The sequence below is a fragment of the Pseudomonas sp. LAIL14HWK12:I1 genome, assembly GCF_003202095.1.
Lineage (GTDB): Bacteria > Pseudomonadota > Gammaproteobacteria > Pseudomonadales > Pseudomonadaceae > Aquipseudomonas > Aquipseudomonas monteilii.
The window spans coordinates 204,997-227,832 of the sequence record NZ_QJKG01000002.1 but is presented as its reverse complement, the minus strand read 5'-3'; the positions used below and the strand labels follow the sequence as shown (position 1 = coordinate 227,832).

Annotated in this window: 23 protein-coding genes and 1 pseudogene; 15 read left to right on the top strand and 9 right to left on the bottom strand. The window is 62.6% G+C overall.

Annotated features, from left to right (window positions below):
• Positions 1-38: 38 nt before the first annotated feature.
• Positions 39-1,532, bottom strand: a complete 1,494-nt coding sequence (locus D906_RS06000; protein WP_016712689.1) for an aldehyde dehydrogenase — start codon at positions 1,530-1,532, stop codon at positions 39-41.
• Positions 1,533-1,728: 196 nt separating this feature from the next.
• Between D906_RS06000 and D906_RS05995 the strand changes: the two genes are divergently transcribed.
• Positions 1,729-2,088, top strand: a complete 360-nt coding sequence (locus D906_RS05995; protein ID WP_012274818.1) for a cupin domain-containing protein — start codon at positions 1,729-1,731, stop codon at positions 2,086-2,088.
• An 83-nt stretch (positions 2,089-2,171) separates the two neighbouring features.
• On the top strand, positions 2,172-2,375 hold the full coding sequence (locus tag D906_RS05990; RefSeq protein WP_019096653.1) for a hypothetical protein: 204 nt from the start codon (positions 2,172-2,174) through the stop codon (positions 2,373-2,375).
• 66 nt (positions 2,376-2,441) lie between these two features.
• Here D906_RS05990 and rpmG read toward each other — a convergent pair whose 3' ends face one another.
• The gene (gene rpmG / locus D906_RS05985) at positions 2,442-2,597 is read right to left on the bottom strand and encodes a 50S ribosomal protein L33 (protein ID WP_003253507.1); all 156 of its coding nucleotides are present in this window, start codon (positions 2,595-2,597) and stop codon (positions 2,442-2,444) included.
• Between the two features lie 11 nt (positions 2,598-2,608).
• The gene (gene rpmB / locus D906_RS05980) at positions 2,609-2,845 is read right to left on the bottom strand and encodes a 50S ribosomal protein L28 (RefSeq protein WP_003253504.1); all 237 of its coding nucleotides are present in this window, start codon (positions 2,843-2,845) and stop codon (positions 2,609-2,611) included.
• A 361-nt stretch (positions 2,846-3,206) separates the two neighbouring features.
• On the opposite strand from rpmB, the gene D906_RS05975 reads away from it, so the two are divergent.
• The gene (locus tag D906_RS05975; protein ID WP_019096652.1) at positions 3,207-4,814 is read left to right on the top strand and encodes an ABC transporter substrate-binding protein; all 1,608 of its coding nucleotides are present in this window, start codon (positions 3,207-3,209) and stop codon (positions 4,812-4,814) included.
• Between the two features lie 128 nt (positions 4,815-4,942).
• Here D906_RS05975 and radC read toward each other — a convergent pair whose 3' ends face one another.
• Positions 4,943-5,623 (bottom strand): DNA repair protein RadC, encoded by a 681-nt coding sequence (gene radC, locus D906_RS05970; RefSeq protein WP_025754242.1) that lies wholly within the window; start codon positions 5,621-5,623, stop codon positions 4,943-4,945.
• 127 nt (positions 5,624-5,750) lie between these two features.
• Here radC and coaBC point away from each other — a divergent pair, with 127 nt between their 5' ends.
• The 4 genes and pseudogenes from coaBC (at position 5,751) to argB (ending at position 9,871) form a co-directional block, all read left to right on the top strand.
• A complete protein-coding gene (gene coaBC / locus D906_RS05965) occupies positions 5,751-6,962 on the top strand; it encodes a bifunctional phosphopantothenoylcysteine decarboxylase/phosphopantothenate--cysteine ligase CoaBC (protein WP_016712699.1) in 1,212 nt (403 codons plus the stop codon).
• Positions 6,963-6,967: 5 nt separating this feature from the next.
• A complete protein-coding gene (gene dut / locus D906_RS05960; RefSeq protein WP_016712700.1) occupies positions 6,968-7,423 on the top strand; it encodes a dUTP diphosphatase in 456 nt (151 codons plus the stop codon).
• A gap of 144 nt (positions 7,424-7,567) precedes the next feature.
• Positions 7,568-8,935: pseudogene (locus D906_RS05955) on the top strand (phosphomannomutase/phosphoglucomutase); the annotation flags it as partial.
• A 30-nt stretch (positions 8,936-8,965) separates the two neighbouring features.
• A complete protein-coding gene (argB, locus tag D906_RS05950) occupies positions 8,966-9,871 on the top strand; it encodes an acetylglutamate kinase (protein ID WP_004575216.1) in 906 nt (301 codons plus the stop codon).
• A 70-nt stretch (positions 9,872-9,941) separates the two neighbouring features.
• Here argB and pyrE read toward each other — a convergent pair whose 3' ends face one another.
• A complete protein-coding gene (gene pyrE, locus D906_RS05945) occupies positions 9,942-10,583 on the bottom strand; it encodes an orotate phosphoribosyltransferase (protein ID WP_016712702.1) in 642 nt (213 codons plus the stop codon).
• Positions 10,584-10,663: 80 nt separating this feature from the next.
• On the opposite strand from pyrE, the gene D906_RS05940 reads away from it, so the two are divergent.
• Entirely contained in the window at positions 10,664-11,443 is a 780-nt protein-coding gene (locus tag D906_RS05940) for an exodeoxyribonuclease III (RefSeq protein ID WP_003253401.1), read from the top strand.
• Positions 11,444-11,506: 63 nt separating this feature from the next.
• On the opposite strand, the gene rph is transcribed toward D906_RS05940, so the two are convergent.
• Entirely contained in the window at positions 11,507-12,229 is a 723-nt protein-coding gene (rph, locus tag D906_RS05935; protein ID WP_019096649.1) for a ribonuclease PH, read from the bottom strand.
• A gap of 228 nt (positions 12,230-12,457) precedes the next feature.
• Between rph and D906_RS05930 the strand changes: the two genes are divergently transcribed.
• Positions 12,458-13,321 (top strand): YicC/YloC family endoribonuclease, encoded by an 864-nt coding sequence (locus D906_RS05930; RefSeq protein ID WP_019096648.1) that lies wholly within the window; start codon positions 12,458-12,460, stop codon positions 13,319-13,321.
• 13 nt (positions 13,322-13,334) lie between these two features.
• Positions 13,335-13,955 carry a guanylate kinase gene (gene gmk, locus D906_RS05925; RefSeq protein WP_016712705.1) on the top strand — a complete coding sequence of 207 codons (621 nt, stop codon included), beginning with the start codon at positions 13,335-13,337 and terminating at the stop codon, positions 13,953-13,955.
• Between the two features lie 35 nt (positions 13,956-13,990).
• On the opposite strand, the gene D906_RS05920 is transcribed toward gmk, so the two are convergent.
• From D906_RS05920 to D906_RS05910, 3 genes are all read right to left on the bottom strand, one after another.
• A complete protein-coding gene (locus tag D906_RS05920) occupies positions 13,991-15,532 on the bottom strand; it encodes an APC family permease (protein ID WP_016712706.1) in 1,542 nt (513 codons plus the stop codon).
• A gap of 119 nt (positions 15,533-15,651) precedes the next feature.
• Positions 15,652-16,419 (bottom strand): gamma-glutamyl-gamma-aminobutyrate hydrolase family protein, encoded by a 768-nt coding sequence (locus D906_RS05915; protein WP_019096647.1) that lies wholly within the window; start codon positions 16,417-16,419, stop codon positions 15,652-15,654.
• 4 nt (positions 16,420-16,423) lie between these two features.
• A complete protein-coding gene (locus tag D906_RS05910; protein WP_003253387.1) occupies positions 16,424-17,806 on the bottom strand; it encodes a glutamine synthetase family protein in 1,383 nt (460 codons plus the stop codon).
• Between the two features lie 204 nt (positions 17,807-18,010).
• Between D906_RS05910 and D906_RS05905 the strand changes: the two genes are divergently transcribed.
• The 5 genes from D906_RS05905 (at position 18,011) to D906_RS05885 (ending at position 22,760) form a co-directional block, all read left to right on the top strand.
• Entirely contained in the window at positions 18,011-18,883 is an 873-nt protein-coding gene (locus D906_RS05905) for a LysR family transcriptional regulator (RefSeq protein ID WP_019096646.1), read from the top strand.
• A 249-nt stretch (positions 18,884-19,132) separates the two neighbouring features.
• Positions 19,133-19,396 (top strand): DNA-directed RNA polymerase subunit omega, encoded by a 264-nt coding sequence (gene rpoZ, locus D906_RS05900; protein ID WP_003253383.1) that lies wholly within the window; start codon positions 19,133-19,135, stop codon positions 19,394-19,396.
• A gap of 59 nt (positions 19,397-19,455) precedes the next feature.
• Positions 19,456-21,564 (top strand): bifunctional GTP diphosphokinase/guanosine-3',5'-bis pyrophosphate 3'-pyrophosphohydrolase, encoded by a 2,109-nt coding sequence (gene spoT, locus D906_RS05895; protein WP_019096645.1) that lies wholly within the window; start codon positions 19,456-19,458, stop codon positions 21,562-21,564.
• A gap of 23 nt (positions 21,565-21,587) precedes the next feature.
• Positions 21,588-21,968 (top strand): RidA family protein, encoded by a 381-nt coding sequence (locus D906_RS05890; RefSeq protein ID WP_003253379.1) that lies wholly within the window; start codon positions 21,588-21,590, stop codon positions 21,966-21,968.
• Positions 21,969-22,028: 60 nt separating this feature from the next.
• Positions 22,029-22,760, top strand: a complete 732-nt coding sequence (locus D906_RS05885; RefSeq protein WP_019096644.1) for a hypothetical protein — start codon at positions 22,029-22,031, stop codon at positions 22,758-22,760.
• Positions 22,761-22,836: the final 76 nt, after the last annotated feature.

The following is a 22,836-nucleotide window of genomic DNA, read 5'->3' as shown; positions in this document are numbered from 1 at the left end:
ACCCGGCTATTGTTGGGGCTGCTCTGCAGCCCCGGCGATTACAGCTTGATCCAGGTCGCCTTCAGCTCGGTGTATTTCTCCAGCGCATGCAGCGACTTGTCACGGCCGTTGCCCGACTGCTTGAAGCCACCGAACGGTGCGGTCATGTCGCCGCCGTCGTACTGGTTGACCCACACGCTACCTGCGCGCACGGCACGGGCAGTCTTGTGGGCCTTGGAAATGTCCGACGTCCAGATGCCCGCCGCCAAGCCATACGGCGTGTCGTTGGCAATGGCGATGGCTTCTTCGGCGGTGTCGAAGGCAATCACCGACAGCACTGGGCCGAAGATTTCTTCCTGGGCAATGCGCATGGCGTTGGTCACGCCGTCGAAGATGGTCGGCTCCACGTAGGTGCCACCCGTCTCCTCCAGGGTACGCTTGCCGCCAGCCAGCAGCTTGGCGCCGTCCTGGTGGCCGGCCTCGATGTACGACAGTACGGTGTTCATCTGCTGGGTGTCGACCAGGGCACCGACCGTGGTCGCCGGGTCCAGCGGGTTGCCTGGCTTCCAGCCTTTCAGGGCCTCGACCACCATTGGCAGGAACTTGTCCTTGATCGAACGCTCGACCAGCAGGCGCGAACCTGCGGTGCACACTTCGCCCTGGTTGAAAGCGATAGCGCTGGCAGCCGCTTCGGCAGCTGCTTGCAGGTCTGGCGCGTCGGCGAAGACGATATTCGGGCTCTTGCCGCCGGCTTCCAGCCAGATGCGCTTCATGTTCGACTCGCCCGCGTACACCATCAGCTGCTTGGCGATCTTGGTCGAACCGGTGAACACCAGGGTGTCGACGTCCATGTGCAGGGCCAAGGCCTTGCCCACGGTGTGGCCGTAGCCTGGCAGCACGTTCAGCACACCCGCCGGGATACCGGCTTCGATCGCCAGCTGGGCGATACGGATGGCGGTCAGCGGCGACTTTTCGGACGGCTTGAGCACCACCGAGTTACCGGTGGCCAGCGCCGGGCCGAGCTTCCAGCAGGCCATCAGCAGCGGGAAGTTCCACGGTACGATGGCACCGACCACACCCACCGGCTCACGGGTCACCAGGCCAAGCTGGTCGTGCGGGGTCGGGGCGACTTCGTCGTAGACCTTGTCGATGGCTTCGGCAGTCCAGTGAATGGCTTGCGCAGCCCCCGGGATGTCGATGCTGGAGGAGTCGCCGATCGGCTTGCCCATGTCCAGGGTTTCCAGCAGCGCCAGCTCTTCAACGTTCTTGCGCAGCAGGTCGGCGAAGCGGATCAGCTTGGCCTTGCGCTTGGCCGGGGCCAGCTGCGACCACACGCCCGAATTGAAGGTAGCGCGGGCGTTTTCCACTGCGCGGTTGGCATCGGCCAGGTCGCAACTGGCAACCTTGGCCAGGAAGCGTCCGTCGACCGGGCTCAGGCACTCGAAGGTTTCACCGGATGCGGCATCGGTGTATTCGCCGTTGATGAAGGCGCGGCCTTCGATCTTCAGTTGCTGGGCACGTTGTTCCCAGTCCGCACGGGTCAGGGTGGTCATACGAAACTCCTCCTCTTGTTTAGGTGCAACGCCGCACTGAGGACTCACAGGCGTTGTCAGAATTCTGGCCGGGCGACACGCGCACACGGGCAACCGATACCCTAAACCAGCCGGTGTAAACTATCAATATATTTGACACGCAGGGCTCAAAAGCCTACTGATGTTCATTTTATTAAACAACAACAGGAGCCGCACCATGAGAATAGACAGCATCATCGACTTCGCGCAGGTCATCACCGAGGCCGAACGCTACCGCCCGGCGGCGGAAAAAATCCTCAAGGGCGAGCCTGACCAGGCTGTCTACAACCATTATTCCAGCCCGTGCGGCCAGTTTGCCGCAGGCGTGTGGGAAGGTGAGGTGGGCCAGTGGACGGTGAACTACACCGAACACGAATACTGCGAAATCGTCCAGGGCGTTTCGGTACTGCGCGACCAGGACGGCGGGGCGAAAACCCTGCGTGCCGGCGATCGGTTCGTGATTCCGGCCGGCTTCAAAGGCACCTGGGAGGTGCTGGAACCGTGCCGCAAGATCTATGTGATGTTCGAACAGAAGTAACTATGTAGTGCAGGCAGCCTGCTGGCGTGCGTGAGGATGGCCCTGCCCATGTCGGGCCATCCAACTTCAACAGGAAGATCACCATGACCAACGAAGACGTTCTGAAAACCCTCGCCCACTTGGTCGGCACCCCCTACTCGCCGGCAATCAAGGACACCATCTGCACCCTCACCGGCCGCACCCGGGTAGTCGGCCCCGACGAGATGTGCACCCGCGAGTACGACATCGAGCGCATCCAGATCAAGGCCGGCACCGACCTGTTGATCCAGGGCTTCAACTTCAACTGACCGTAATGCAGGCATAAAAAAACCCGCGTCCTTTCGGATGCGGGTTTTTTTCAGGTCGCCGATCAATTACTTGATCTTGGCTTCCTTGTACACCACGTGCTTGCGAACAACCGGATCATATTTCTTGATCTCGATTTTGTCCGGGGTGGTGCGCTTGTTCTTGTCGGTGGTGTAGAAGTGGCCGGTACCGGCACTCGAAACCAGACGGATCAATTCACGCATGATGCTCTCCCTTAAACCTTGGCGCCAGCTTTACGGATGTCAACCAGAACGGCGTCGATGCCGCGCTTGTCGATGATACGCATGCCTTTGGCGGAAACGCGCAGACGCACGAAACGCTTCTCGGATTCAACCCAGAAACGGTGGTGCTGCAGGTTCGGCAGGAAACGACGACGGGTTTTGTTGTTTGCGTGGGAAATGTTGTTCCCGGTTACTGGACCCTTACCAGTAACTTGACAGACTCTCGACATGACTCAGCCCTCTAAAACCTCATGCCCAACCCGGCATGGGTTGGCCGCTTAATCTCTCAGTCTTTGGCGCCTGGGCGCCGTGATTCTGGAGGTCTTATCGACCGGATCCGCTTATGCGACAGGCCGAGCCCCTAGAAAAGAGCGCTGCTTTATACCAGAAAGACTTGGCTGCAACAACAGTAGATGCACATTGCCGCAAGCTAGAACACGCCGGGCCAGCATAGCGGCAGGCCCCGCCAGCCGTCGACCGCTCGTCGCCAGATTTGTAAAAAAGGGTGTGGTCATTTGCCGGCGGGCGCACTAGGGTAAGCCTTTTCCAGACTGCACAGGCAGATGGGCCACTGACTGCCAAGGAGCCACCATGCGTGTAGCCGCCCTTTCCTTATTGTTCAACTCTCTGTTCGCCGCCGGCGCTCTGTTCGCTACCGCCGTTGCCCAGGCCGCCCCGCTGAGCGTTTGCAGCGAGGCCAGCCCCGAAGGCTTCGACGTGGTGCAGTACAACTCGCTGACCACCACCAACGCCACGGCTGACGTGCTGATGAACCGTCTGGTGGAGTTCGACGCGGCGCAAGGCAAGGTGGTGCCGAGCCTGGCGGCCAGCTGGACGGTATCGGCCGACGGCCTGGTGTATGACTTCACCCTGCGCGATGACGTGAAGTTCCACAGCACTGCCTACTTCAAGCCAAGTCGCGAACTGAATGCCGACGACGTGCTGTTCAGCTTCCAGCGCATGCTCTACCCGGCCCATGCCTGGCACAAGACTGCACCGGGCGGCTACCCGCATGCCCAATCGCTGCAGCTGGGTAGCCTGATCAAGGCGATCGAGGCACCGACACCGAATACCGTGCGCTTCACCCTCAGCCACCCGGACGCCACCTTCCTGGCCACCCTGAGCATGGGCTTCGCCTCGATCTATTCCGCCGAATATGCCGACAAACTGCTGAAGGCCGGCACGCCGGAGAAGCTCAACAGCCAGCCAATCGGCACCGGGCCTTTCGTGTTCCAGCGTTTCCAGAAGGACGCCGTGGTGCGCTACCGCGCCAACCCGGACTACTTCGCCGGCAAGCCGGCGGTCGACCCGTTGATCTTCGCCATCACCACCGACGCCAACGTGCGCCTGCAGAAGCTCAAGCGCGGCGAATGCCAGGTCGCCCTGTCACCCAAGCCACTGGACATTGCCGAAGCGGGCAAGGACGGCACCCTCAAGGTGGCCAGCACCCCAGCGTTCATGACCGCCTTCGTCGCCATCAACAGCCAGCACCCGCCGCTGGACAAACCGGAAGTGCGCCAGGCCATCAACCTGGCTTTCGACAAGCAGGCCTATCTCAAGGCCGTGTTCGAAGATTCCGCGGTGGCCGCCAACGGACCCTACCCGCCCAATACCTGGAGCTACGCCAAGGACCTGCCCGGCTACCCGCTGGACCTGAAGAAAGCCAAGGCGTTGCTGACCAAGGCTGGCTTGGGTGAAGGCTTCAGCACCACGATCTGGACCCGCCCGTCCGGCAGCCTGCTCAACCCCAACCCCAGCCTCGGCGCGCAGATGCTGCAGGCTGACCTGGCCAAGATCGGCATCAAGGCTGAAATCCGCGTGATCGAGTGGGGCGAGCTGATCCGCCGCGCCAAGGCCGGCGAGCATGACCTGCTGTTCATGGGTTGGGCAGGCGACAACGGCGACCCGGACAACTTCCTCAGCCCGCAGTTTTCCTGTGCGGCGGTCGAGTCGGGGACCAACTTCGCGCGCTTCTGCGACAACCGCCTGGACCAGTTGATCAGCGCCGGGCGTACCACCAACGACCAGAGCGTGCGCAGCCGGCTGTACCAGCAGGCGCAGACGCTGATCCAGCAGCAGGCGTTGTGGGTGCCACTGGCGCACCCGACGGCGGCTACCCTGCTGCGCCAAGGGGTTGAGGGGTACCAGGTGAACCCGTTCGGGCGGCTGGATTTCAGCAAGGTGTCGGTGACACGGTAGGTATTGGGGTGCCCGCCTTGAGGGGTGTGGCGCCTGGGAGATCGAGCGCCGCACGGGCGGCGCTCGATCTCCCAGGCGCCACACCCCTCATGACGGAAACCTGACAGCCCTGCCCCCATTGACCTGCCTCAGGCCACAATCCACCCATGCTCAACCATCGACAACGGCTCCCCATCGCCAATGATGATGTGATCCAGCACCCGCACATCGATCAATGCCAACCCGCGCTTCAGCAACAAGGTCAGATGCACATCGTCCTGGCTCGGTTCACTGTTGCCTGAGGGGTGGTTGTGGCAAAGGATCAACGCCGCCGCGTTATGCAGCAAAGCCCGCCGCACTACCTCCCGCGGGTAAACACTCGCCCGGTCTATCGTGCCCCTGAACAGGATCTCGAACGCCAACGGCCGGTGCTTGGTGTCCAGAAACAGGCACCCGAACACTTCACTGGCCTCATGCCGCAGCATGGCCTTGAGATAACGCCGCACCGCCGCTGGCCCATCCAGAGCCTCTGCGCGCTTGATGTTCTCACCCAGATAACGCCGGCCGATCTCCAGCAGCGCCTGTAACTGTGCATACTTCACGGCCCCGATGCCCGGCTCGCGCAGCAGCGCGTCGCGCTCGGCCTCCAGAAACTGCCTCAGCCCGCCAAAACGCATCAGCAGCCCCCGCGCAAGGTCCAGTACATTGCGCCCGGCCACCCCTGAGCCCAGCAGCACGGCAAGCAATTCGGCATCCGTGAGTACCGCCGCACCACGCTGCAACAGCTTCTCCCTCGGCCGCTCTTCAGCCGGCCACTCCCTGATATTCATCCCCGCCCCCTGCCCTTGCTGCGGCCCATTTCGACCCTGTGTTAATCTATTTCGCCTCGTACATGCGACGTTCTGCCGCAGGCATTTCGAACGTCGCCGCCCGCTCTCACTGGAAAAAGGCAAGCCTATGCAGCGGCTGTATCGCAAGCGCATCGTTCTCGGCGTGGGTGGCGGCATTGCCGCCTACAAAAGCGCCGAGCTGATTCGCCGACTCCTGGAGCACGGCGCGCAGGTGCGCGTCGTCATGACCCGTGGTGGTGCCGAGTTCATCACCCCGCTGACCCTGCAGGCGCTGTCGGGCCACCCGGTGCACATGGACCTGCTCGACCCTGCCGCCGAAGCAGCCATGGGCCATATCGAACTGGCCAAGTGGGCCGACCTGGTGCTGATCGCCCCGGCCACCGCCGACCTCATGGCGCGCATGGCCCAGGGCATGGCCGACGACCTGCTGACCACCCTGGTACTGGCCACCGACGCCACCGTCGCCGTGGCCCCGGCCATGAACCAGGCCATGTGGCGCGACCCGGCCACCCAGGCCAACCTTGAGCTGCTCAAGAGCCGTGGCATTCAGGTATTCGGCCCGGCCTCCGGTAGCCAGGCCTGTGGCGACGTGGGCCTGGGCCGCATGCTCGAAGCCACCGACCTGGCCTGGTGCGCCGCAGAAAGCTTCAAGCGCCAGGCACTCACCGGCAAACACGTATTGATCACCGCCGGGCCGACCCAGGAAAACATCGACCCGGTGCGCTACATCACCAATCATAGCTCCGGCAAGATGGGCTTCGCCCTGGCCGAAGCGGCTGCCGAAGCCGGGGCTCGGGTGACCCTCGTCACGGGCCCGGTGCACCTGCCAACCCCCGACCGGGTCAGCCGCATCGACGTGGTCAGCGCGCGGGACATGCTCGCGGCCTGTGAAGCAGCCATGCCATGCGACCTGTTCATCGCCTCGGCAGCGGTCGCGGACTACCGCCCGGAAGTGGTTGCCACACAAAAACTGAAGAAAGATCCTACGACCGGCGACGGCATGCTGCTGCAGATGGTGCGCAATCCCGATATCCTTGCCACCATTGCTGGCCGCAGCGACCGCCCGTTCAGCGTCGGCTTCGCCGCCGAAACCGAACACCTGCTCGATTACGCCACGCGCAAGCTCAAGGACAAGAACCTCGACCTGATCGTCGCCAATGATGTGGCCAACCCCAGCATCGGCTTCAACAGCGAAGAAAACGCCTTGACCGTGATCGACCGCCAGCAGCACCAGACCCTCTTCGCGCAGACCAGCAAGGGCAAGATCGCCCGGCAACTGGTCGCCTTCATCGCCGAACGGCTCAACCAGGTTCAATAAGTTACATGCACGCTCTTCAAGCCAAGATCCTCGACCCACGCCTGGGTTCCGAATTCCCCCTGCCGACCTACGCCACCCCTGGCTCCGCGGGCCTGGACCTGCGCGCCCTGCTCAAGGAGGACACTGTCCTTGAGCCAGGCCAGACCCTGCTGATCCCTACCGGCCTGTCGATCTACATCGGCGACCCGGGCCTGGCGGCGGTGATCCTGCCGCGCTCGGGCCTGGGCCATAAGCACGGCATCGTGCTGGGCAACCTGGTCGGCCTGATCGACTCGGATTACCAGGGCGAGCTGATGGTGTCGTGCTGGAACCGCGGCAACACGCCATTCACCATCGCCGTTGGCGAGCGTATCGCCCAGCTGGTGCTGGTGCCGGTGGTACAGGCCCATTTCGACATCGTCGAAGCCTTCGATGAAAGCCAGCGTGGTGCTGGCGGCTTCGGTCACTCCGGCAGCCACTGAGCCGGCAAATGACCGTTCAGGCCAAGGATGGCGAACTCTCTGGCGAAAGCACCGTCCAAGCGTTCAGTTTGCGCCTGCCCAGAAAGCCTTTGACTAATGGAGCTTCCAGAGATGAACGACATGGCCCACCTGGTCCCCGCCGCATTGCCCGACAGCATTTTCCGCGCGTATGACATCCGCGGCGTGGTCGGCAAAACCCTTCACGCCGAAACCGCCTACTGGATAGGCCGCGCCATCGGTGCGCAAAGCCTGGCCCAGGGCGAACCGCAGGTTTCGGTCGGCCGTGATGGCCGCCTGTCCGGCCCGATGCTGGTCGAACAGCTGATCAAGGGCCTGGTCGATGCCGGCTGCCACGTCAGCGACGTCGGCCTGGTGCCCACCCCGGCCCTTTACTACGCGGCCAACGTGCTGGCAGGCAAGTCGGGCGTGATGCTGACTGGCAGCCACAACCCGTCGGACTACAACGGCTTCAAGATCGTCATCGCTGGCGACACGCTGGCCAACGAACAGATCCAGGCCCTGCTCACCCGCCTGAAAACCAACGACCTGACCTTGGCCGAAGGCCGCGTGGAAAAGGTCGAGATCCTTGACCGCTATTTCCAGCAGATCGTCGAGGACGTGAAGCTGGCGAAAAAGCTCAAGGTGGTGGTGGACTGCGGCAACGGTGCCGCTGGCGTGATCGCACCGCAATTGATCGAAGCCTTGGGCTGTGAAGTGATCCCGCTGTTCTGCGAAGTAGACGGCAACTTCCCCAACCACCACCCGGACCCGGGCAAGCCGGAAAACCTTGAAGACCTGATCGCCAGGGTCAAGGAAACCGGCGCCGATATCGGCCTGGCCTTCGACGGCGATGGCGACCGCGTCGGTGTGGTGACCAATACCGGCAGCATCGTCTACCCCGACCGCCTGCTGATGCTGTTTGCCCAGGACGTGCTGGCGCGCAACCCTGGCGCCGAAATCATCTTCGACGTCAAATGCACCCGTCGCCTGACCCCGCTGATCGAACAGCATGGCGGCCGCGCACTGATGTGGAAGACCGGTCATTCGTTGATCAAAAAGAAGATGAAACAGACAGGCTCGCTGCTGGCCGGCGAGATGAGCGGTCACATCTTCATCAAGGAACGCTGGTACGGTTTCGACGACGGCATCTACAGTGCCGCACGCCTGCTGGAGATCCTCAGCAAGGCCGGGCAAAGCGCCGAAAACCTGTTTGCCGCCTTCCCGAACGATATTTCCACGCCGGAAATCAATATTGATGTGACCGACGAGGGTAAATTCAGCATCATTGATGCACTGCAACGCGACGCCGACTGGGGCGAAGCCAACCTGACCACCATCGACGGTGTGCGGGTCGACTACGCCCACGGCTGGGGCCTGGTTCGCGCCTCCAACACCACCCCGGTGCTGGTACTGCGCTTCGAGGCCGACAGCGACGCCGAATTGCAACGTATCAAGGATGTTTTCCGTACCCAGTTGCTGCGGGTTGCCCCTGAGCTGCAACTGCCGTTCTGACCGACTATCTGTTCCTTACAGGAGCCCTGCATGACCCTCGATCGCGATGCCGCTTCCCATGTAGCCGAGGTTTTGTCCGAAGCACTGCCTTACATCCGCCGCTTTGTCGGCAAGACCCTGGTGATCAAGTACGGCGGCAACGCGATGGAGAGCGAGGAGCTCAAAACCGGCTTCGCCCGTGACATCGTGCTGATGAAGGCTGTGGGCATCAACCCGGTGGTGGTCCACGGTGGTGGCCCGCAGATCGGCGACCTGCTCAAGCGCCTGTCGATCGAAAGCCACTTCATCGACGGCATGCGCGTCACCGACTCGGCGACCATGGACGTGGTGGAGATGGTGCTGGGTGGCCAGGTCAACAAGGACATCGTCAACCTGATCAACCGCCACGGCGGCAGCGCCATCGGCCTGACCGGCAAGGACGCGGAACTGATCCGCGCCCGCAAGCTGACCGTCAGCCGCCAGACGCCCGAGATGACCACCCCGGAAATCATCGACATCGGCCACGTGGGCGAAGTGGTGAGCGTGAACACCGATCTGCTGAACATGCTGGTGAAGGGCGACTTCATCCCGGTCATCGCGCCGATCGGCGTGGGTGCCAACGGAGAGTCGTACAACATCAACGCCGACCTGGTAGCAGGCAAGGTCGCGGAAGCGCTGAAAGCCGAGAAGCTGATGCTGCTGACCAACATCGCCGGTTTGATGGACAAGCAAGGTCAGGTTCTGACCGGCCTGACCACCGAACAGGTCAACGAACTGATCGCGGACGGCACCATCTACGGCGGCATGCTGCCGAAGATCAAGTGCGCACTGGATGCGGTGCAGGGCGGCGTGAACAGCTCGCACATCATCGACGGCCGTGTGCCGAATGCTGTGCTGCTGGAAATTTTCACCGACAGCGGCGTGGGTACCCTGATTACCAACCGCAAGCCGCGCTGATCGGCCGAAACGGGCGACAAAAAAAGGCGACCTTCACAAGAAGGTCGCCTTTTTCATTTCCAGGCCAGGATCAGATCCCGTACTGCGCGCGGTAAGCCTCGACAGCCGGCAGATGCTGCTTCAGCTGAGGGTCATCTGCCAGGAACTCCAGCACCTGGGTCAGCGAAACGATGCTGACCACCGGGATACCGAAGTCGCGTTCCACTTCCTGGATCGCCGACAGCTCGCCATTGCCACGCTCTTCGCGGTTCAGCGCGATCAGCACGCCGGCGGCCTTGGCCTGCTGGGCGTTGATGATCTGCATGACCTCACGGATGGCAGTACCGGCGGTGATCACGTCGTCGATGATCAGCACGTCACCGGCCAGTGGCGCACCCACCAGGCTGCCGCCTTCGCCGTGGTCCTTGGCTTCCTTGCGGTTGAAGCACCAAGGCACGTCGAGCTTATGCTGGTCTGCCAGGGCCACGGCAGTGGTCGCCGCCAACGGAATACCCTTGTAGGCCGGGCCGAACAGCACGTCGAACGGGATCTTGCTGTCGACAATGGCTGCGGCATAGCACCGCCCCAGTTCGGCCAATGCAGAACCGGTGTTGAACAGGCCGGCATTGAAGAAATACGGGCTGGTACGCCCCGATTTCAGGGTGAATTCACCGAAACGCAGTACCCCGCGATCGATGGCAAAACGGATAAAGTCGCGCTGATACGGCTGCATGAATAGTCCCGGACACCACGGATTTAGCTAAATGGGTTGAGCTCGGGTATCATACACGCACGAGATTTTTGGGGCCATTTATGCGGATCATCAGTGTGAACGTAAATGGCATTCAGGCTGCGGCCGAGCGTGGTTTGCTCAGCTGGCTGCAAGCCCAGAATGCCGACGTCATCTGCCTTCAGGATACCCGCGCCTCGGCCTTTGAACTCGATGACCCAGCTTTCCAGCTCGATGGCTATTTCCTTTATGCCTGCGACGCGGAGGTGCCTGCCCAAGGTGGTGTGGCCCTTTATTCGCGCATGCAGCCCAAGGCAGTCATCACCGGCCTGGGTTTCGAGACAGCCGACCGCTACGGGCGTTACCTGCAAGCAGATTTCGACAAAGTCAGTATTGCCAGCCTGCTGCTGCCTTCGGGCATGAACGGCGACGAAGACTTGAACCAGAAGTTCAAGTTGATGGACGACTTCGCCAAGTACCTGGACAAGCAGCGTCGCAAGCGTCGCGAGTACATCTATTGCGGCTCGTTCTACGTGGCGCAGCAGAAGCTCGACATCAAGAACTGGCGTGACAGCCAGCAGTCGCCGGGCTTCCTGGCGCCGGAGCGCGCCTGGATGGATGCGATCACTGGCGAGATGGGGTACGTCGATGCCCTGCGCGAAGTCAGCCGTGAAGGCGACCAGTACAGCTGGTGGCCGGACAACGAGCAGGCCGAGATGCTCAACCTGGGCTACCGGTTCGACTACCAGATCCTCACGCCAGGCCTGCGCCGTTTCGTGCGTAACGCCCGCCTGCCGCGTCAGCCGCGCTTCTCCCAGCATGCGCCGCTGATCGTGGACTATGACTGGACGTTGACCATCTAAGCGCGTTGCTCAGATACAAAAAAGCCGACAGTAATGTCGGCTTTTTTGTATCTACGAAATCAGTCAGTCCGCCAGTGCAGCCTGCTGCAGCTCGAAGATTTCGGTCATGCCCTTGTGCGCCAGCGCCAGCATGGCGTTGAAGTCTTCAGGCTGGAACGGCGCACCTTCGGCAGTGCCCTGCACCTCGATGAAGCCACCGGCGCTGGTCATGACCACGTTCAGGTCGGTTTCGGCGGCGGAGTCTTCCAGGTAGTCCAGGTCGAGCACGGCTTCGCCCTGGTACATGCCCACCGACACGGCAGCGATCATGTGCTTGAGCGGGCTGCCGGCCTTCAGGCCACCACGCTTCTTGATCACCGCCAGCGCATCGCACAGGGCGACCATGGCACCGGTGATGGACGCGGTACGGGTACCGCCATCGGCCTGGATCACGTCGCAGTCGACGTACAGGGTGATGTCGCCCAGCTTGCTCATGTCCAGCGCGGCGCGCAGCGAACGGCCGATCAGGCGCTGGATTTCCAGGGTGCGGCCACCCTGTTTGCCACGGCTGGCTTCGCGCTGGTTACGCTCACCGGTAGCACGCGGCAGCATGCCGTATTCGGCGGTCAGCCAGCCTTGGCCTTGGCCTTTCAGGAAGCGCGGTACACCGTTTTCAACGCTGACCGTGCAGATGACCTTGGTGTCACCGAACTCGACCAGTACCGACCCTTCGGCGTGCTTGGTGTAGTTGCGGGTGATGCGGATCGAGCGGAGCTGATCGGCGGCGCGACCACTTGGACGTTTCATCTGGGATACCTGTACTGGGACCTTGAATCTGCCGAGCATTATAGAGCCCGCAGCCCGGGGAAGACATGCCTATTGTCGTACCCGCCACAGCCCGTCGCCTTTTCCTACTGGCGCGGCCGCCCGTCGGTAACATAGGCAGATTGGGCGCCACGGCCCCACTGCGCTACAATCCTGCGCCTTGCAGCCGAGAGGCTCCCACCGTTCATTCAACTAAGCGAGGTACTCCCCATGGTGCACAGCATGACCGCTTTTGCTCGTGTCGAGCGCGCCGGCAGCCAAGGCACCCTGATCTGGGAGCTGCGTTCGGTCAACCACCGTTACCTGGAACCGCACCTGCGCCTGCCAGAGGCCCTGCGCGACCTCGAAGGCGCCGTACGTGAAGGCCTGCGCCAGGGCTTGTCGCGGGGCAAGGTGGAATGCACCTTGCGCCTCAACGAAGACAGCAACGGCAAGCCACTGAAGGTAGACCGCGAGCGCGCCGCGCAGCTGGTTGCCGCCGCCGAGGAAGTGGCCGGCCTGATCAAGCAGCCAGCACCCCTGAACCCGCTGGAAGTGCTGTCGTGGCCTGGCGTGCTGGTGGCCGACACCAGCGACCCGCAGGCACTGAACGCCGAAGCCATGGCGCTGTTCGACGAAGCCCTGGCCGAACTCAAGGCCGGTCGCCTGCGCGAAGGCCAGGAACTGGCCCGGCTGATCAACGAACGTCTGGACAGCATGTCCAGTGAAGTCACCACCCTGCGCGCCTTGGTGCCGCAGATGCTGGCGGCGCAGCGGCAGAAAATTCTCGACCGTTTCGGCGACATGCAAGCCGAGCTCGACCCACAGCGCCTCGAACAAGAGATGGTGCTGCTGGCGCAGAAGAGCGACGTGGCCGAGGAGCTCGACCGCCTCAGCACCCACGTCACTGAAGTGCGCCGGGTCCTCAAGGGTGGCGGTGCCGCAGGGCGTCGCCTGGACTTCCTGATGCAGGAACTCAACCGCGAAGCCAACACCCTCGGCTCCAAGGCCTTCGACCCACGCAGCACGCAAGCGGCGGTCAACCTGAAGGTATTGATCGAACAGATGCGTGAACAAGTACAGAACATCGAGTAAGGCCACCCCGACCATGAACCACAGCAGCGGCACCCTCTACATCGTTTCGGCCCCTTCGGGCGCCGGCAAGACCAGCCTGGTAACGGCCCTGACCAAGGACGACCGGCAGATCCGCGTTTCGGTCTCGCACACCACCCGCGCCATGCGCCCGGGCGAGGAACACGGGGTGAACTACCACTTCGTCGTCCACGAAGAATTCAAGGCGCTGATCGCGCAGGGCGACTTCCTGGAGCATGCCGAAGTGTTCGGCAACTTCTACGGCACCTCGCGCAGCGCGCTGCAGCAGACGCTGGATCAGGGCTACGACCTGATCCTGGAAATCGACTGGCAAGGCGCCCAGCAGGTGCGCAAGCTGATGCCACAGGCACTGTCGGTGTTCATCCTGCCACCGAGCCAGGAAGCGCTACGCCACCGCCTGGACGGCCGTGGGCAGGACAGCGAAGAAATCATTGCCGGGCGCATGAAAGAAGCGGTCAGCGAGATGGTGCACTACGACGAGTATGACTACGTGATCATCAATGATGACTTCGACGTGGCGCTGGAGGATTTGAAGGCGGTGTTCCGCTCGAATCGCTTGCTGTTGAAGAAACAGCAACAACGTCATGCGACGCTTCTGAAGCAAATGATCGGCTGAAAAACGAGTTGGGGCCGCAGAGCGGCCCCAACTATTTATTCCTGCAGTGGCAAGGTAGCCTGCTGACGCAGAGTCGCCCCCAGGAAGTAAGCCGGCGCGCGCATGCGCGACAGCATCATCAGCCCGATGCCCAGCACCGAGATGATCGCGGCAATCACGAACACCAGCCCCAACCCACCCACATGCGAGCCACTGCCGAAGTCCGGCGAGGCGCTGTCGATGGCAGTCCGTACGAAGATCACCGACAGGATCACCCCACCCACCAACGGGCACAGGCCGCGCATGATGAAGTGGCGCAGGCTGTCGAACAGGCTGCCACGGAAATACCAGACGCAGGCAAATGCGGTCAGCGAATAATAGAAGCAGATCATCATGCCCAGCGCGGTGATGGTATCTGCCAACACGTTCTCGCTCAGGCTACGCATGGTCACGTAGAACAGACCTGCTGCCAGGCCTGCGCAAATAGTGGCGTAGCGCGGGGTTTGCGAACGTGGGCAGACGCTGGCGAACTTCGGCGGCACCGCACCGTAGTACCCCATCGCCAAGAGGGTCCGCGCCGGCGCCACGAAGGTCGACTGCAACGACGCCGCCGTACTGGCCAGCACGGCAATGGACATCAGGATCGCCAGCGGCCCCATGACCGGGCCGGCCAGGTGGGCAAAGACGTTCTCCTGGATGCGCGGGTTGTTCAGGCCAAGGCCCGTTTCGCTGATACCGGCAAACTGCAGGGTGGCGATGGCGGTGAACAGGTACAGGCCGAGGATCAGCATCACGGTCCAGGTGGCGGCCTTGCCCGGCACCTCTTCGCTGCCCACCGACTCCTCGCTGACGGTCAGGCATGTGTCCCAGCCCCAGAAGATGAAGATCGAAAGCGACAGCCCGGCGGCAAAGGCCGAGAACGACTCGACACCGAACGGGTTGAACCAGGCGAAATCAAACGCCAGCGGTGGCGGCGCGGTGGTACCGCCGAAGGCGGCGACGGCAAAGCCGATCAACACCACCAACTGCAAGGCCACCAGGCCATACTGCACGGTCATGGTGGTGGCGATGCCGCGACAGCAGATCCACACCGCCAGGGCGATGAACACGCAACAGGTAACGATGTTGATCAACAGGTTATCGGCCAACGCCGCCAGCTCATGTTTGCCGGTGATCTGGCCCAGGAACAGGTAGAAGAAGTCGACTGCAACCCCTGCCAGGTTCGACAGCACGATGGTGGTGGCAACCACCAACCCCCAACCGCCAATCCAGCCGATCATCGGGCCGAAGGCACGTGCCGACCAGGTGAACGATGTACCGCTGTCCGGTTCTGCCGAGTTCAGCTCGCGGTAGCCCAAGGCCACCAGCAACATCGGCAGGAAGCCGACGATGAACACGGCTGGCAGGTGGGCACCGACCTCGCGCACGGTCGGGCCAAGGGCGCCGGTGAGGGTGTAGACCGGGGCGATGGTGGAAATGCCCAGCACCACGCTGGCCAGCAAGCCCAAACGGCCCTTGGCCAGGCCTTTGCTGCGCTGAGTGTTGCCCGCGTCGGCTGCCACGTCGGGTGGGCGGCCGGCTTCTGTGTAATTGCTCATGAGTATTTGCCGTAAATTTTGGAATTGTTTTCACAGGCCTTGCGTACAAGGCCCGCTTTCACTCATTGAAAGCTTGCTGTCGGGGACAAGTCATCCGAGACCTTCGGCTGACGTCAGAATCATTCCTGCCGTGCGCCCTCCCGTGCTGCGTAGGCAATGCAGGCCTCGCGAAACGCCTGAAACAGGCGTAGCGAGACCGGGTTTTCGTTGAAGCGCCACTCCGGGTGCCACTGCACACCGAGCACAAAGCCCGGCGCATCGGGCATGGACACTGCTTCGATCAGGCCATCCGGGGCCCGTGCCTCGACGCGCAAGCCGGGGGCCAGGCGGTCGATGCCCTGGCTGTGCAACGAGTTGACCTCGAACTGCGCCGCCAGACCCAGGCGCTCGAACAACCCGCCAGGCTCGATGCCGACCGGGTGACGAGGGCCGTATTGCACCTCCAGGGGTGCGTCCTCAGGTTCGCGATGATCAAGGTAGCCAGGCAGCTCCTGCACGCGTTGGTGCAGGCTGCCGCCAAGGGCCACGTTCAGTTCCTGATAGCCACGGCAAATGCAGAACACCGGCACACCGGCGGCAATCGCCGCCTGCAGCAGTGGCAAGGTCAGCCGATCACGCGCCAGGTCGTGCCGGGTACCCGCCACGCTGGGGGCGCCATTGTAATGATGCGGTTCGATATTTGAAGGCGAGCCTGTAAAAACAATGCCGTGCAGACAGGCCAGCAGCGCCTGTGGGTCGCTGCCTCCGTCGCGGGCCGGCAAGATCAGCGGCAAGCCGACAAAGCCGGCCGCCTCGACATACTTGTCGCCTACCGTGTGCGACGAGTTCTTCCCCACCTGCTGGCGGCAGGCGCTGACACCGATCAAGGGGACCGCAGTTGCGCTCATGGGCTTACACCGTGTGCAGGTACCAGTTGTACTCAAGGTCGGAAATCGACACTTCGAACTCGGCCAGTTCGCTTTCCTTGCAGGCCACGAAGATATCGATGTAGTCCGGGCTGATGTATTGGTTGAGGACTTCGCTGTCGTCCAGCGCGCGCAGGGCATCGCGCAGGTTGTTCGGCAAGCTTTGCTCCAGCTGTTCGTAGGAGTTGCCTTCGATCGGCGCCTCCGGCTCGACCTTGTTGGTCAGCCCGTGATGCACGCCGGCCAGAATGGCTGCCAGCATCAGGTACGGGTTGGCGTCGGCGCCAGCCACACGGTGCTCCAGGCGCACGTTGTCGCTGCTGTCGGTGGGCACGCGTACGGCCACGGTGCGGTTATCCAGGCCCCAGCTTGGCGCATTGGGCACGTAGAACTGCGCGCCAAAGCGGCGATAAGAGTTGATGTTCGGGCACAGGAACGCCATCGACGCCGGCATGGTTTCCAGCACACCACCGATGGCGTGGCGCAGCGTGTCGCTTTGCAACGGATCATCACTGGCAAAGATGTTCTTGCCGGTTTTCTTGTCCAGCAACGAAATGTGTACGTGCAGGCCATTACCTGCCTGGCCCGGGTAGGGCTTGGCCATGAACGTGGTGTCCATTTCATGGTCGTAGGCCACGTTCTTGATCAGGCGCTTGAGCAGGATCGCGTAATCACAGGCCTTCAGCGGGTCGGCCACGTGGTGCAGGTTGACTTCGAACTGCGCCGGGGCGCTTTCCTTGACGATGGCGTCGGCGGGCAGGCCTTGTTCCTTGGCGGCTTCAAGCATGTCCTGCAGGCAGTCGGCGTATTCATCGAGATCGTCGATCAGGTACACCTGGGTCGACTGCGGGCGTTTGCCGGAAATGGGCGAACGCGGCGGCTGCGGGCGACCGTTGAGGTTGTCCTGGTCGATCAGGTAGAACTCCAGCTCGAACGCCGCGCAGATATCCAGGCCCAAGTCGTCGAACTTGCTCACCACCTGGCGCAACACTTCGCGCGGGTCGGCGAAGAACGGCTGGCCATCCAGCTCGTGCATGGTCATCAGCAACTGGGCCGTGGGGCGCTTCTGCCACGGCTCATCCGACAACGTGCCCGGGATCGGGAAGCAGATGCGGTCGGCATCGCCGATGTCCAGGCCAAGGCCGGTGCTCTCGACGGTGGAGCCATTGATGTCCAGGGCGAACAGCGATGCGGGCAGGTTGATGCCCTTCTCGTACACCTTGTGCAGGCTGGCCCGCTCGATGCGCTTGCCACGTACCACGCCATTCATGTCGGAGATCAGCAGGTCGACGTACTGCGTGTCCGGATGGGCCTGGAGGAAGTCATTCATCTCGCTGGAAGAACTGGCGCACGGGGTTACCGACGTCATGGTGTACATCCTTTGATGTGCTGCGGCGATGTGGGATACGGCTGGCGCCTCACGGGCGACGATGGTTGCAGCTGTTGTTCTTTTCACTTTCCCATCGTGGGGACTGGTTACCCGACCGGGCGCATTGATTCCGGGGGGCCGTTTCACTATAAAATGGCCCTGACGCAACAGACATTGGCAATTCGGCAAGCAGAGCGTGCACCAATGCAATATCAGATCACCCACGCGGACCTCTCCCTGGTCCTGGCACTGGAGCGGGGCCGCTCGCTGGCCAAGGCCGCCGAGCTGCTGAAAGTCGATGTTTCGACAGTATTCCGCTCGATCCGCCGGCTGGAGTCGGCGCTGGGCACCGCCTTGTTCGTCAAGAGCCGCAAGGGCTACCTGCCGACCGACACCGCTCAGGCGCTGGCCGAGCAGGCCGAACGCGCGGAACAGGCACTGGAGGCGGCGCGCATTGCCATGACCAGTGGCGAGCAGGTGGTAAGCGGCACGGTGCGGCTGACCTGTACCGAGGCGGTGATGCACAGCCTCTTGCTGCCGGCGCTGGCCGAGTTCATGCCCAACTACCCGGCGTTATCGCTGGAGATGGGCACCTCCAACACGTTTGCCAACCTCAGCCGGCGCGATGCCGACATCGCCCTGCGCCTGACCAACACGCCACCGGAGCACCTGGTGGGCCGCAACCTGGGTTCTACCTCCTATGTCGTCTGCGGCCAGCCACAGTGGCGCGAGCGTCTGGCCGAGTCGCCCGCCAACGTGCCGTGGATCGCCCCCGATGACTCGATGGTGGACCACCCTACGGTGGTCTGGCGCAACCAGCAGCACCCGGGGCTGAGTCCGCGCTATCAGTGCAGCAGCATGTCGACCATCGCCCAACTGGTGACCGCTGGCCTAGGCGTGGCGGCGCTGCCGGATTATATGGTGCATGCCCTGCCGGGCGTGGATGCGCTGAGTGGGCCGCTACCGGGTTGCGACACCCAATTGTGGCTGCTGACCCGGCCGGACTGCCGGGCGCTGCGCTCGGTGCAGACCTTGTTTGAAGAGCTTACGCCGCGGTTGCGTGGCGCGATGCTCTGAGGTTATCGTCGAGTTCAGGTTTGAGGCTGTCTGTTCCGGCCCTTTCGCGGGCTTGCCCGCTCCCACAGGTAAAGCGGCGGCGGTGAGAAATGGGCAGAACTTGTGGGAGCGGGCATGCCCGTGAAGAATTCCACACCGATCCACCCGACAAAACAGCGCTTCCCTATTGGCTGGTGAATTTTTATACTATCGAGTCCGCCTGCCCATTACTGGGCTGCACGCCCACCGCATTTGCTACTGAGGAAGACCATGGCCCGCGTAACTGTTGAAGACTGCCTGGAACACGTGGATAACCGCTTTGAGCTGGTCATGCTCTCGACCAAGCGCGCTCGCCAGCTGGCGACCGGCGGCAAAGAGCCACGCGTTGCGTGGGAGAACGACAAGCCAACCGTTGTTGCCCTGCGTGAAATCGCCGAAGGCATTGTCACCAACGAGTTCATCGCCGCTGAAGAGATCGTCACCGAGGATCCGGTGTTCGCCGCGTTCGAGGACGAGAACAACGAGGCTGTCTGATTGATGCCAGGTCGACGTCGCACGGCGCAAGGCCCTCTTCCTCCGCAGGAGGTGAACCCATGCCGGGTATAGAAGCCTTGGCCGAACGGCTGTCGACCTATCTTGGCCCCGAACAGGTCAACCTGGTCCGCCGCGCCTATTTCTACGCCGAACAGGCCCACGACGGGCAGCGCCGCCGCAGCGGCGAGCCCTACGTGACCCACCCGCTGGCCGTGGCCAGCATCCTCGCCGACATGCACATGGACCATCAAAGCCTGATGGCGGCCATGCTGCACGATGTGATCGAAGACACCGGCATCGCCAAGGAAGCCCTCAGCCAGCAATTTGGCGAGACCGTGGCCGAACTGGTCGATGGGGTCAGCAAACTGACCCAGATGAACTTCGAGACCAAGGCCGAGGCGCAGGCCGAAAACTTCCAGAAGATGGCCATGGCCATGGCTCGCGATATCCGCGTGATCCTGGTCAAGCTGGCCGACCGCCTGCACAACATGCGCACCCTGGAAGTGCTGTCTGGCGAAAAGCGCCGGCGCATCGCCAAGGAAACCCTCGAAATCTACGCCCCCATCGCCAACCGCCTGGGCATGCACACCGTGCGCGTGGAGTTCGAGGACCTGGGCTTCAAGGCCATGCACCCGATGCGCTCGTCGCTGATCCACCGGGCGGTGAAAAGCGCACGCGGCAACCGTAAAGAGATCGTCGCCAAGATCGAGCACTCGCTGGCCAACTGCCTGGCCGCCGACGGCATCGAGGGCGAGGTCAGCGGCCGGCAGAAACACCTCTATGGCATCTACAAGAAGATGCGCGGCAAGCGCCGTGCCTTCAACGAGATCATGGACGTGTACGCCTTCCGCATCATCGTCGACAAGGTCGACACCTGCTACCGCGTGCTCGGCGCCGTGCATAACCTGTACAAACCGCTGCCCGGTCGCTTCAAGGACTACATCGCGATCCCCAAAGCCAACGGCTACCAGTCGTTGCACACCACGCTGTTCGGCATGCACGGCGTGCCCATCGAAATCCAGATCCGCACCCGCGAAATGGAAGAGATGGCCAACAACGGCATCGCCGCGCACTGGCTGTACAAGTCCAACGACGACGAGCAGCCCAAGGGCAGCCACGCCCGTGCCCGTCAGTGGGTCAAGGGCATCCTTGAACTGCAGCAACGTGCCGGCAACTCGCTGGAATTCATCGAAAGCGTGAAGATCGACCTGTTCCCGGACGAGGTCTACGTGTTCACGCCCAAAGGTCGCATCATGGAGCTGCCCAAAGGCTCCACGGCTGTCGACTTCGCCTACGCGGTGCACACCGACGTGGGCAACAGCTGCATCGCCTGCCGCATCAACCGCCGCCTGGCGCCGCTGTCCGAGCCGCTGCAAAGCGGCTCGACGGTGGAAATCGTCAGCGCACCGGGCGCACGGCCGAACCCGGCCTGGCTCAACTTCGTGGTCACCGGCAAGGCGCGCACGCACATCCGCCACGCCCTCAAGCAGCAGCGTCGGTCCGAGTCCATCAGCCTGGGCGAACGCCTGCTGAACAAGGTGCTTACCGGCTTCGACAGCAGCCTGGAGAAAATCCCCCAGGAACGCATCCAGTCGATCCTCGCCGAGTACCGCCTGGAACTCATCGAAGACCTGCTCGAAGACATCGGCCTGGGCAACCGCATGGCCTACGTGGTTGCACGTCGCCTGCTGTCGGCCGAAGGCGAGCAGTTGCCGGCGCCGGAAGGCCCGCTGGCGATCCGTGGTACCGAAGGCCTGGTGCTGAGCTACGCCAAGTGCTGTACGCCGATCCCGGGTGACCCGATCGTCGGCCATCTGTCGGCTGGCAAAGGCATGGTCGTGCACCTTGAGAACTGCCGCAACATCAGTGAAATCCGCCACAACCCGGAGAAGTGCGTGCAGCTCTCCTGGGCCAAGGACATCGCGGGCGAGTTCAATGTCGAACTGCGTGTCGAACTGGAGCACCAGCGTGGCCTGATCGCCCTGCTGGCCAGCAGCGTCAACGCCGCCGACGGCAACATCGAGAAGATCAGCATGGACGAACGCGACGGCCGTATCAGCGTGGTCCAACTGGTGGTCAGCGTGCACGACCGCGTGCACCTGGCGCGTGTGATCAAGAAGCTGCGTACCCTGACCGGTGTGGTCCGCATCACCCGCATGCGTACGTAGTCCGCCAACCGCAAGGAGTCATCATGAGCAAGACCGTCATCAACAGCGACAAGGCCCCAGCTGCCATCGGCACCTACTCGCAGGCGATCAAGGCCGGCAACACCGTGTACATGTCTGGCCAGATCCCGCTGGACCCGAAGACCATGGAGCTGGTCGAAGGCTTCGAAGCTCAGACCGTGCAAGTGTTCGAGAACCTCAAAGCCGTGGCTGAAGCCGCTGGTGGTTCGTTCAAGGACATCGTCAAGCTGAACATCTTCCTCACCGACCTGAGCCACTTCGCCAAGGTCAACGAGGTGATGGGCCGCTACTTCGAGCAGCCTTACCCGGCCCGCGCCGCCATCGGCGTTGCCGCGCTGCCGAAAGGCTCCCAGGTCGAAATGGACGCCATCCTGGTCATCGAATGATGCCCTTGGTGACGGGCACCCCGCCCGTCACCCCTCCCTCTTCTGCAAGGTTATTCCCTCATGCGTCAAGCACTGCCCCTCACACTGGCAGCCCTGCTTCTGGGCGGCTGCGCCAGCCACAAACCCGAAGACTTCAACGGCACCTGGATCAACCAGGACGCCATCACTGCGGCCGTCAAGGGCAGCAGCCTGCGCCAGGCGCTGAACGAGCACGGCCCGGTGTTCGAGTGGAAACTCGACGTTGCCAGCCAGCAGGCCAGCTACAGCAATGGTTTCGAGGCCGCTGACGGCCAGTTGAGCGCCAACGACAAGCAGTGGCAGGCCAGCTTCGAAGGTGGCCAGACCGAGCAGTTGTCGCTTGATGGCGATGAACTGCTGACCGTTGATCAAAGCGGAGCCAAGCAGACCTTCGTACGCGCGAAGGCACCGGCTACCGCCAATGCCCCGCTGGGTAGCAGCTTCGAGAAGGCGCTGTACCAGGCCTACCTGGGCGGCGACTGGAAGATCACCGAAGGCCAGGGCAAAGGTGCCAGCGTGCGCTTCAGCGACACCGGTAACGTTACCGGCCTGCCCGGGCCGGACCGTTTCGCCCTGTGCCTGGCGGGCGATTGCGCGACCATGGGCGGCAGCAATGACAGCCTGTGGCTGGAGCGTAACCAGCGTGGTGCGCCGTTCATCATCAAGCGTGATGGCGGCAAGCTGGAGATTTTCCAGGCAGTGAACCGTGCACAACCGGATGAAATGCCGGAGCTGGCGGCAGGTAAGCGCCAGTGGGTGCTGGAGCAGAATTGAAGTCGAACGCGGTCCCTGTGGGAGCGGGCTAGCCCGCGAACACCGGCGAAGCCGGTGCCATACACCGCGTTGCATT